This is a genomic window from Gemmatimonas sp., from assembly GCF_036405635.1.
In the GTDB taxonomy this organism is placed as follows: domain Bacteria; phylum Gemmatimonadota; class Gemmatimonadetes; order Gemmatimonadales; family Gemmatimonadaceae; genus Gemmatimonas.
In genome coordinates this window covers 1-11,265 of sequence record NZ_DASWXE010000150.1, presented here as the reverse complement: position 1 = coordinate 11,265, position 11,265 = coordinate 1, and the positions used below count along the sequence as shown (strand labels likewise).

7 protein-coding genes are annotated in these 11,265 nt (G+C 65.3%); 4 read left to right on the top strand and 3 right to left on the bottom strand.

Going from position 1 to position 11,265, the window contains the following annotated elements; all coding sequences use genetic code 11:
* Together VGE27_RS12385 and VGE27_RS12380 are read right to left on the bottom strand one after the other, a co-directional pair.
* Positions 1-3,605, bottom strand: a 3,605-nt coding sequence (locus VGE27_RS12385) for a translocation/assembly module TamB domain-containing protein (RefSeq protein ID WP_331049973.1), incomplete at its 3' end; no start/stop codon positions are given.
* Entirely contained in the window at positions 3,605-5,911 is a 2,307-nt protein-coding gene (locus VGE27_RS12380) for a BamA/OMP85 family outer membrane protein (protein ID WP_331049972.1), read from the bottom strand. The genes VGE27_RS12385 and VGE27_RS12380, both read right to left, overlap by 1 nt.
* 49 nt (positions 5,912-5,960) lie before the next feature.
* On the opposite strand from VGE27_RS12380, the gene VGE27_RS12375 reads away from it, so the two are divergent.
* Positions 5,961-7,550 (top strand): ABC transporter substrate-binding protein, encoded by a 1,590-nt coding sequence (locus VGE27_RS12375; RefSeq protein WP_331049971.1) that lies wholly within the window; start codon positions 5,961-5,963, stop codon positions 7,548-7,550.
* Positions 7,551-7,569: 19 nt separating this feature from the next.
* Positions 7,570-8,499 carry an ABC transporter permease gene (locus VGE27_RS12370; RefSeq protein ID WP_331049970.1) on the top strand — a complete coding sequence of 310 codons (930 nt, stop codon included), beginning with the start codon at positions 7,570-7,572 and terminating at the stop codon, positions 8,497-8,499.
* Positions 8,500-8,756: 257 nt separating this feature from the next.
* On the opposite strand, the gene VGE27_RS12365 is transcribed toward VGE27_RS12370, so the two are convergent.
* Positions 8,757-9,791 carry an NAD(P)/FAD-dependent oxidoreductase gene (locus VGE27_RS12365; protein ID WP_331049969.1) on the bottom strand — a complete coding sequence of 345 codons (1,035 nt, stop codon included), beginning with the start codon at positions 9,789-9,791 and terminating at the stop codon, positions 8,757-8,759.
* 32 nt (positions 9,792-9,823) lie between these two features.
* On the opposite strand from VGE27_RS12365, the gene VGE27_RS12360 reads away from it, so the two are divergent.
* Complete coding sequence (locus VGE27_RS12360; protein ID WP_331049968.1) at positions 9,824-10,369, top strand: cob(I)yrinic acid a,c-diamide adenosyltransferase; 546 nt, start codon at positions 9,824-9,826, stop codon at positions 10,367-10,369.
* Positions 10,369-11,265, top strand: an 897-nt coding sequence (gene aroB / locus VGE27_RS12355; RefSeq protein ID WP_331049967.1) for a 3-dehydroquinate synthase, incomplete at its 3' end; no start/stop codon positions are given. The genes VGE27_RS12360 and aroB, both read left to right, overlap by 1 nt.

Below are 11,265 nucleotides of genomic sequence, written 5' to 3'. Positions count from 1 at the left end.
AAGCGCGTGGTGTCGATGAGATCGAAATTGTCGTTGAGGTCGAGCGCGCGCCGTTGTGCGAGCTGACTGATGTAAATGCGTCCGCGATCGATGCGTACGGCACCCTGCACGCGAGGCGCATCGCTGCTGCCCGACAACGTGATGGGCATGGGCGTGGACACCGTGAGCGACGCGAAGCGTGGCTTGTCGATGGCCAGGAAGTTGTTGGCCGCCAGTCGCAGTTCAAACGATGGGCGTGCAATCTCGGTGATGCCAATGAGCCCCGACACACCGAGCGAATCGTTCGCCGTTCCGCTGCGGGCGCCGAAACGACGGATTATCACGCTGTCGCCCGCGAGTCCGATGTCGGCATTCGCCTGCTCGAGACGGATGCCAAGATTGGCAAGCGTGAGCGCGGCGCTGTCCACGCGCAGCTGACCGCGCAGACGGGGGCGTTCCCAGGTGCCGGTGAGCTGCACATCGGTCTCGAGTGTGCCCGCGGCGTGCGTGACGTCGGGGAACAGCGACTCGAGAAGTGCGAGGTTGGTTCGTTCGCTCACAATGCGGCCCGAGAGCGGCTCATCGAGTCGGCGACGGCGACTCGACACCAGTGCAAGGTCGAGCGGCAACGAGGCCATGGCCTGCAGCGTGGGCGTGCCGTCCACGCGCAAGGCACCTGAGAGGACGAGTCGCAAAGAGTCGTAGTGTGCCCGCGCGCTGAGATCGCCAAGGCGTACCCGCCCAGCCACCGCATCTCGCAGACTCACCGTACCGTCAATGAGCGGACGCTCCCGCGTACCACTCACCGCCAGGTCCATGTCGGCGGTACCGCGTGTGATGGCGTTCGTGCGCAGCAGACGACCAAAGTCACCGAGGGGCACCCGATCGGCGTGCACAGTGCCCTGCACCACACCGCCGGCCGCAATCTCGCCACGGAGTGCAATGCGTCCGGTATCCGTGTGCTGGAGCACGAGCGAATCGAGCGCGCCGAGCCCACCGGGCATGAGGCGCAAGGCCGCAGGCGTGACCAGTGAGAAGCCACGCGGGCGCACGAAGCCGCTGTCGACGCGTAAGGTGAGGGTGTCGAGTCGCACATGCGTGGAATCGCCGGTGCGGGAGACACCACCACCGATCATCACTCGCGATTCCGACGGTGTGCGCATGGCGAGCGAGAACCGATCGGCCAATCCTCCACGCAGCGTGGATCGCGCGGTGGCGGCCGCCACATCGATACCGGCCACGTAGGCCGAGTCGGCCGAGAAGTTCACGATGCCGTTGGCTGCACGCAGTACGTCTTCCACCCGGGCATCGAGATCGGCGCGGCGCGCGCGCGAGGTCGCCACCACCAATCCCCGTATGTCGGCGCGCAGGTCGACATCAAGTCCGCGGGTATCGAGCGTGTCGATCGACCCGAACAAACTTCCCGTCAGCTCGGCCGTGCCGCGCAGGGTGTCGGCAGGCAGAATGAATGCGCGCGTGCTGTCGGTGCCTGGCGGAGACAGCCACGGCCTGAGACCACCCAGTGAGTCGATGTGCACCGTGAAGTGCACCGAGTCGCGGCGGGATTGCTCGAGGCCCAGACCACCGCGCGCCGTGAGACGCAACGCGGAGCTTTCTACAGCAAGCGTATCGATGAAGACATGACCCGAGTCGAACCTGAACGCAGCCGTGCCACCAAACACACGGGCATCGGCCACGCGCGAAAATTGGTCGAGCGTCGCGCTGAGCGGCCCGCGCATCGTGGACAATACTTCGCCTTCCATGTGCACCGTGCCCGCCATGGACAGCGTGGTGACGGGATAGCGGGTGTCTCCGAAGAGCGACTGCAGGTTGGCTCCGCGCAGGCGCCAGGAGCCGAACGCGCCGATGGTGGGATCGAGGGCATCGGCAAGTCCGGTGAACGCGAGTTCACCACCTTCACCCGCCAGCGTGGCCTGCACCTCGAACTTGTCGGCCATGCCGCGCGCCGTGATACGCCCCACCGCTGAGCCACGCAGCGGCAGGTTGGGATACGAGCGGGACATCGTGGTATAGGACAGCGGCAGCGCCTGCAGGTCCACATCGAACCACGTGCCTTCAGGCACCAGCGTATACCGTCCGCGTCCCGTGAACCGCGATGACTGGCCGGGGCCATCAATCAGTTCGATGTCGGCATCGGTGAACGCGGCGTCGTACCACAGCGAATCGAGACGCACCTTCCCGCGGGCAATGCCGTTGAGTTCCGCGAACATCGGGTTCACGAAACGCGGCGTGCGGAAGTCGAGCGTATCAATCGTCAGGTCCACCCCGTGCAGGATGGCTTCAGCGGGCGCCAGAATATTGAGTTTGCCAGTGGCGCGTCCTCGCGAGACGGCGCCCGGCACGTGTTCATCGGCAAAGGCCACCGTGGCCTCGTCGAGTGTCCAGTCGTTCACGTACCCACCGCGCGCTGTCAGCCGTCCGGTGAGTTTGCCTTTCCAGTCATACGGGAATGGCTCGCCGTTCATCCACTGCAGCAGGTCGGTGTGTGCCGGCTGCATGTCGAGGTTGACGTTGGTGAGTCGCACCACGGGCCCGCCCACACCCCAGGTCATGTCGCCGCGAATGCGTGAGCGCAGCGAGCTCGCGTCCATGCCGCGGATGATGTACTCGATGATCGCGAGATTGCGCGGATCGTTGCGGATGGTGAGATGTGCGCGACCACCGCCCGTGTGGGGGACGGTCTCGTCCAGCCACGCGATGTCGGTCATGGACACCGTGTCGAGCTGCAAACCGACATCGTAGCGGACCGGCAGATCGCTGCCCCACACCACCTTGGCACCGCCATGTGCCACGGAGCCCGGCAGCGCGAACTTCGCACTGTCCACCCACAGCGTATCCGCCACCTTGCGCACATCACCGCGCAGGTCCTTGAACCAGATCGGTGGATAGTCCCACATCACATCGAGGCGCCTCACGGCGAAGCGCAGACCAGCGCTGTCGGGATCGGCGATTCGCGAACGGCCCAGCGCCACATTGCCGCGCTGGAAGCGGTAGACGCGCACATAGCGATCATCCTCGTGCAGCACGTCCATGTCGAGCCGCGTGAGGTTGTACGCGAGGGCACTGTCGCGCTGAGCGCCCCGCAGCGTGTCGGACAACTGCCACGGCAGCTTGGCCACGAACGAGAGTTCGTTGATCGTGGCCGTGTCGACCATGATGATGCGGCCCAACCGGCTGGCATTCACCGACGGACGCGGCGCGCGCTTGCGCAGGGCGCGCTTCCAGTTCCAGTCGTCGTCGCCGTAGTCGACCAGCGTCACCTGCGGGCGATTGACTTCGAGCGACTTCACGATGATGCGCAGGTCGAGCAGGTCGCGCGGGTCGTACGTCGCGCGAATCGGCCCCGTGCTGATGAACGGTGTGCCGTCTGGTGCACGCAGATCGATCGAGTCGATCGTGATGTCGGTGAACAACGTGCCTCCGACCTTGCCCACATACAGCTGGCCCGGAATGGCGGCGCGTGCGGCCGGCAGCACCGCGCGCAGGATCATCGCGCGACCACGATCCGTCTGGGTGAGGGCCACGATGCCACCGATCACCGCCACCAGCAGCGTGAGCAGCACGGTGGCCGTACCCAGAACGATCGTACGCCGGCGTGGCGTCATCAGAACGCCTGCCCGATCCAGATGCTCGGATTCAGGCGCCCGAGCAGGCCGGAGCGCCGCACCGGACGGAAAGATGCCGGACAGGCACCCGATTCCTGCACAGCCGGCCCATCTGGCACTACCGGTGCACTCACCCGCAGGCGATTGCCGGGGCTCACGCAGTACAGCGGCGCAACACCCGCTTGTGGCCGCGCATTGAAGTACGCTGCGCCAATCGGCAGGTCGTACGGGTTGTAGCCAAAGTCGATGCGAATGGCGCCGAACGGCGACGCAATACGGACGCCAGCGCCTGGCGTGATTTTCACGATTGGTCCGTCTGCCTTGAGCGTGCCGCCTCCCGCCGTCCCACCACGATTCCACAGCCGACCGGCATCGGCGAACGCAGCGAGCTGCAACAGACGCGGCGCGATCGGGCTGGGCCACTGCGCCTCGAGATTGCCCACCAGCAGCGTATTCCCTCCGGTGGGCACCACGCGTTCGGTTTGTGTTGCCCCACTCGCGCGATAGTACGTCTGCCCGTTTTCGGTGACTTCCTCGAACGCGCTGACGATGTACACGGCGGGACCGAGCTCATTCTGCCGGAAGCCTCGCACAGTGGTGGGGCCACCGGCGTAGAGCCGTTCCTGCGGCGGAATGAAGCTGCCCACACCCGCTCCACTGCCGCTGCCCTGCACGATGCCGGCCTTGAAGTGCGCCGTGATCGTGGCGCTGCCAAGCATGCGATACCACGAGGCGTCACCAATGGCGCGATTGAACTGCTGCGTGCGATCCGATCCGATGAGCGTGCTGGCATGGCGCAGGGTCAGCCGCATGAGCGTGCCCTGCGTCGGACGTAACGGATCGTTCATCCGCTCGCGCGTGATCGCGTACTCCAATGCCGCCAGACGGTTGTTCCGCTGCAGAAAGCTGCGCAGCTCCGCATCGCAGGCATTGAACACCGCGCAGAAAAATGCGGGTTCTGCTTCCGTGCGGCCAAGCTCCAACTGATACGACAGCGTGCTCGGCGTGCGTGGCGACGACTGACGCGAGAACGGATCGTTGACCGACACCACGCCACCGATGGGCGTGCGGCGCAGGTAGGCGCGATACTCCGACAACGTGGAGCTGAACACCGTCAGCGACGGGACACGGGCCTGGTTGGCGCGCACCGGCTGCCGCAGCGTCATGGACGTGTTGTAGTTCAGAGTCCGACTGTATGGGTCTTCGCGTGCCTGCTTCTGGCACAGGTTCGGCGCCGCATCGAGCGGCGCACCGATGCCGATCTTGCTCACACGTGCCGACAACTCGAGACGCTGCGCCATGGGCAGGAAGTCCCGATCGGTGAGCGTACCTTGCACACGGAAGCAGTCGAGAGTGGCCCACCCCAAACCGCCACGCGCCGCCCATCGATCCCCCTCCACGAGACGCACCGTCAGGTTCACGATGGTGTCACCGGGTGGCTGCAGGCTGTCGGGTTGCAAGTCGACGCGCTGGAAGACGTCCGTCTGGTAGAGATTGCGTTGCGCGTCGATGATGGCCCGCGCCGAGTACCAGTCTCCCGTGCGCAGGGCGAGCGCGCGGTGCACCGTGGCTTCGGAAACCCGACGCGGTCCGTTGGTGGTATCCACGTCCAGTGCAATGCGACCAATGCGGGCCCGGGCGCCGGGCACCACCGTGACTTCGATGTCTGCCGTGCGCTGCGCGGTCTTGGTGGTGTACGCGAGGAGTGCCTCGGCTTGGGGCCAGCCGAGGTTGCGAAGTCGGCGTACGAGCGTGTCGCGACCCGCCTCGAGTGCGCCGCGATCAAAGACACCGCCCACCTTGATCGGAAAGTCGCGCGCCGCCACGCCGATCTCCGGATCACTGTCGATGCCCCGCAGTGCGAAAGCCGACACGCGCATCGGTTCACCTTCTTTCACCGAGAAGGTGATATCGATCACTCCAGTCTTGACCGTGCGCACCAATGTATCGACCGAGACATCGGGGAATCCGCGGCGGCGGTAGAGCGTCTCGAGTCGCTGCACATCACGTGCAAACTCCACCGGATCCAGACAACGCCGCTCGCCGACCAACGGCAATCCGGCAAAGGAGGACGGCGTGGTCACCACGGTCCCCGCCAGAACGGTGGCGGGGAATTCCCGGTTCCCCGCAAATCGCAGGGCGCGGACTTCCCGGTCCCCACGCTCGCAGGAGAGATCCTGGGCGGCGAGCGGACGAGCCGCCCACCCGATCATCGACAGGATCGAGAGGACAGCCGTGAGCACCACCGAGCGACGAGCGACAATCGCGCGGATGGGAGAGGTCAGGTCATGGACGGATAGACGCACGTTCTATAGCCTACAAGCTCAACCGGCACACTCACCTCGTCAACCTGGCATGACACCGGCTTCGTACTCCACCACACGCATGCGGTCCATCTTCGCGGTCACGATCGCTTTTCTGCTCGTTGCGCCTGGCTGTCGTCGCGCCGACGATCGCAGCTCGGTGCGACACACGCTGGTGGACTCACGTGACTGGTACGATCCCCGGTCGCTCGATCCGGCAAAGGCCACCGATGTGCCGAGTGGTCGCGCAGTGGGCTACCTGTTCGATGGGCTCACGCGATTCACCCCGGCCGGCGAAGTGGAGCCGGCCCTCGCCCGCAGCTGGGATGTTTCACCGGATGGCCTGCGCTACACGTTTCACCTGCGCGACAGCGTGACGTTTCATGACGGCACGCTCTTCCGCGCGAAACATGTGAGTCAGTCCTTCCAGCGCCTGCTGCGACCAGAGACACAGGCGGGCACGGTGTGGCCGCTGTTTCCGATTGTCGGGGCCCGGGCAACGGCGGCGGGCAAGGATGCCCCGCTGGGTCTCGAGACGCCGGACGACACGACGGTCGTGATCACGCTGACCGAGCCGCTGGCGATCTTCCCCAAGTTGCTGGCGATGCCGGCCGCGGCGATCCTGCCCGATCACGTGGGGGTGGACTTCAGCGAGAAGCCCATCGGCACCGGTCCGTGGAAGCTCGTGCAGTGGAAGCACGATGACTATCTCAAGTTTGCGCGCAACACCGCCTACTACGGCGGCGCCCCGGCATTCGACACGCTGCTCGCGCGCATTATTCCGGAGCCCTCCACCGCCGTAGCGGAGTTCGAAGCCGGCACGGTGGACGTGCTGTACATCCCCGAAGAACAGACGCGTTCCTGGGAGAACACCGACGAACGCCGCGCGAATCTCGTGAGTGCACCGGCCCTGCGTCTCTGGTACATGGGTGTGAACACCACGCGCGGTCCACTCAAGGACGTGCGGGTGCGGCAGGCACTCGCGCATGCCATCGATGCGCCCACCCTGCTCGCGCAGCTGCTGGCCGGCCGCGGTACGGTGGCGGCTGGCGTGGTGCCGCCCAGCCTCGACGGCTTCGACGCCGCGCGCAAGCCGTTCCCCTATGACACACTCGCCGCGCGCAGGCTGCTTGCCGAGGCGGGCTATCCGAATGGTGTCGATCTCGAGCTGTGGAGTTCACAGACGTCCCCGTGGCCCCGCCTCGCCCAGACACTGCAGGCGTATCTCGCGGCCGCCAACATCCGCCTCAAGCTCGTGCAGCGAGACGCCAGTGCGATGCGGGCCGCGGCCCGCGCTGGCCAGACGGATCTCGTCGTGAAAGACTGGTATGCCGACTATCCGGACGCCGAGAACTTCCTGTATCCGCTGCTGCACACGGCGAACAAGGGGGCTGGCGGCAACGTGTCGTTCTTCAGCAATCCAGCCTTCGATCGCCTGGTGGACGATGCGCGGCGTGAGGCCGACGGCCAGCGCCGTGCCACGCTCTATCGCAGCGCGGATTCACTCGCCTATCAGCAGGTGGGGCTGGTGCCCCTGTTCTTCTACAATGAGATGTACGCCGTGCAGCCGTGGGTGAAGGGTTTTGAAGTGCCCGTGATCTTCAACGGGCAGCGCTGGACGAAGGTCTCGCTCGGCCAGTAGCACTCATTCAGGGCATGGCATGACACTTTTCCTGCTGCGACGCGCACTCCTGTCGATCCCGACGCTGTTCGGGGTGCTCGTCGTGGTGTTCATGCTGCTCTACGTCGCGCCGGGCGACCCCGTGCAGGCGATGGTGGGTGAGCGTGCCGACGCCGCCACCATCGAGCGGCTCCGCGCAGAGCTGCGACTCGACGACCCACTGCCGACGCAGTTCGCGCATTATGCCGGTGGCATCCTCACCGGAGACCTCGGCCGCTCCTACATCACCAATCGGCCGATCCTGACCGACATCGCAGAACGTTTCCCACGCACGCTGCAGTTGGCCGGTGCGGCCATGCTGCTGGCCACGGTGCTAGGTGTGAGCATCGGCGCGCTGGCGGCCGTGCGACCACACAGCTGGTTCGATCGTGTGGCCCTGGCCACCACGTACCTCGGGATTTCGTTTCCGGTGTACTGGATTGGGTTGCTGCTGATTCTGTTCTTCGCAGTGACTTTGCGCTGGCTGCCCGCCTCGGGTTACGGGCGACCAGAGTTTCTCGTACTTCCTGCGCTGGCACTGGGCTCACGCTCCATCGCGTACCTAGCGCGCGTGACCCGATCGGCAATGCTGGAAGTGCTCGGCGCCGATTTTGTACGCACTGCGCGCGCCAAGGGCCTCACCGAGCGCGCCGTGGTGGTGCGCCATGCCCTGCGCAATGCACTCATGCCCGTGGTCACCGTGATCGGCCTCGACTTCGGCGCCTATCTCACCGGCAGCATTCTCACGGAAACCATCTTCTCGTGGCCCGGCATCGGGCGCTACGTGGTCATGGCCATTTCCCGGCGCGACCTGCCGGCCGTACAAGGCTCGGTCCTCTTCCTGTCTGTGGTCTTCGTGATGGTCAACCTGCTGACCGATTTGACCTACGGAAGGATCGATCCCCGCGCCCGGAAAGCGACAGAAGTCTGAGCTCAGAGCTCTGAAATCCGACGGAGATAGATGGTGAGAGATCAGACCCTGTAGAGCTGAGAGGTCTGAGCACTGGCGTCGACTGCCGGTCGTGTGCGCCACCGACACCGCTGTTGCTGTGGTCCAGGCATCACCGCGGAAGGCAGTCAGACTCCAGCACTCAGGCTTCTCACATCTAGAACGGTCTGCTCTCTCACCATCTATCTCCGTCAGAGCTCAGATTTCAGACATCAGATCTCAGTGTGTCTGAACTCTGACTAGTCGTCCTTCTGCCCGAAGATTGCCAGGTTGGACGAGTGCCCCGGTGCCACCTTCTTCTCCGGATAGATGTGGTGCACCGCCTGGTTCACCGCGATGGCCGCTTCGCTGAAACCGGCCGCGATGAGCTTGAGCTTGCCCGGATACGTGGTGATGTCGCCGGCGGCATAGATGCCTGGGCGGCCCGTCTCCATCTGCGTGTTGACGAGGATCTCGTCCTTCTCGATGTTGAGCCCCCAGTCGAGCAGCGTGCCGAGGTCGGACACGTAGCCAAGCATGGGAAGGATCACATCGCACGCCAGCGGGCGCGTAGCCTTGGTCTTCACGTCCTTGATGGTGACGCCGGTGATGTGCGTCTCGCCGTGAATCGCGTCGAGCTCATGGAAGGTGAACACGTTCACCCGGCCATCGCCCACCGCCGCTGCCGCGTGCACTTCCTGCACCGTGGCCGCATGCGCGCGGAAGCGATCGCTGCGATGAATGAGCGTCACCGACTTCGCGCGCTCACGCAGCTGCGCGCACCAGTCGAACGCCGAATCGCCACCGCCGATGATGAGCACATCACGGTCACGGAACGCGTCGGGGTTGGACACCAGGGCGTGCACACCACGGCCGTACCACTCGCCGGCAAATGCCTGCGGCAAACGACGCGGACTGAACGCACCGATGCCGGCCGCAATCACCACCGCCTTCGAGACAAACCGATCGGTCTCGGTCTCGAGCACGAAGTGCCCATCCTCTTCTTCGAGACCGACGATGCGCTTGCCGAGGTGCGCAGGCAGTCCCGTTTCCTGATGGAACTGGGACGCCTGTTCGGTGAGCGCTTTCACGAGATCCTTGGCCAACACCTTCGGATAACCGGCCACGTCGAAGATGTATTTCTCCGGATAGAGCGCGGTCAGCTGGCCGCCCAGTTCGGGGAGTGCATCGACGATCTGCGCGGACGCGCCGCGCATACCGGCGTAGAAGAGGGCGAACAGTCCCGTGGGGCCGCCGCCGATGATGGTCAGGTCGCGAATGGGATGGGTTGGCATGGTGATAAAGGTAGTCGCCATTAGTATTCGGCATGAAGATCTACACGCGCACGGGAGACACGGGCGGCACGGCGCTCTTTGGCGGCGGCCGCGTGGGCAAGGACCATCCCCGCGTCGAGGCGTACGGCGACGTCGACGAGTTGAATGCCGCATTGGGGATGGCCCGTTGCATCGAGGTGATGCCTCGAATCGACGAGGTGCTGGTGCCAATCCAGCGTGACCTCTTTGCGATCGGCGCGCTGCTCGCCACCCCGGATCACGACAAGATGCGTGATCACCTGACCAAGGCCCGGATCGACGATGAGCGCATCGCGGAGCTGGAAAGCGCCATCGATCAGTGCGACCAGGAACTGGAGCCGCTTCGCAGCTTCATCATCCCCGGCGGCACTCCCAAGGCGGCAGCGCTGCATGTGGCGCGCACGGTCTGTCGGCGTGCCGAACGCCGCGTGGTGCACCTGGCGCAGGATATCGAGCTGCCGGCGCTGGTGATCACTTATCTCAATCGTCTCTCCGACCTGCTCTTCACACTGGCCCGCCTCGCGAACAAGCGGGCTGGCGCGGGCGAGGTGACCTGGTAGTGGCACCGTCACGACCGGCAGCTCCCTTGGACTTGCCGATCGCTTATCCCGTGTTCTGCGAACCGGGCGTGCGGTTGGGATTGGCGTCCATCGTACAGCAGGTGGCCCCCGCACATCGGGTCGCGATCATGTCGGACGATACAGTGGCCGCCGCTCATGGCGACGCGGTGCACTCGCAGTTCGACGCCGAGCGGTCGGCGCTGTTCACCATGCCGCCGGGTGAACAGGAAAAGACGCGCGCGCGGTGGGCCGCTCTCACCGACGACCTGGTGGCGTGGGGTGCGGGACGCGACACCACCATCGTGGCACTCGGCGGCGGCGTGGTGTGTGACCTGGCAGGCTTCGTGGCCGCCACGTACATGCGTGGACTGCCCGTGGTACAGGTGCCCACCACGCTGCTCGCGATGGTCGACGCATCGGTGGGTGGCAAGACGGCCGTGGATACACCGGCTGGGAAGAACCTGGTGGGCGCTTTTCACAATCCGGCTGCCGTCGTGATCGACCCCGATGTGTTGGGCTCTCTGCCACCGGCGATCCTGCGCTCAGGATTGGCCGAGATGCTCAAGCACGGGGTCATCGCCGACGCAGCCTACTATGAACGTCTGCTGCAGGCGCTGCCCGCATTGCTGGCCGGAAGCAGCAGTGCGGCGTCGTTCTCCTCGACAATCTCCCCGTTGATTGCCGACAGTGTGCGTATCAAGGCCGCCGTGGTCGCGGAAGACGAGCGCGAGGGCGGCCTCCGGCAGGTGCTCAACTTCGGACACACCATCGCCCACGCCATCGAGAAGCTGCTGAACTACGACATGCTGCATGGCGACGCGGTCGCTATGGGTATGGTGGCGGAGGCCAGGATGGCGGTGGCGCTGGGGATCGCGCCAGCCGACCTGGCGGCGACC

Coding starts and splice junctions, on each gene's coding strand:
- VGE27_RS12375 (WP_331049971.1), top strand. CDS start 5,961: ATGACACCGGCTTCGTACTCCACCACACGCATGCGGTCCATCTTCGCG.
- VGE27_RS12370 (WP_331049970.1), top strand. CDS start 7,570: ATGACACTTTTCCTGCTGCGACGCGCACTCCTGTCGATCCCGACGCTG.
- VGE27_RS12365 (WP_331049969.1), bottom strand. CDS start 9,791: ATGCCAACCCATCCCATTCGCGACCTGACCATCATCGGCGGCGGCCCC.
- VGE27_RS12360 (WP_331049968.1), top strand. CDS start 9,824: ATGAAGATCTACACGCGCACGGGAGACACGGGCGGCACGGCGCTCTTT.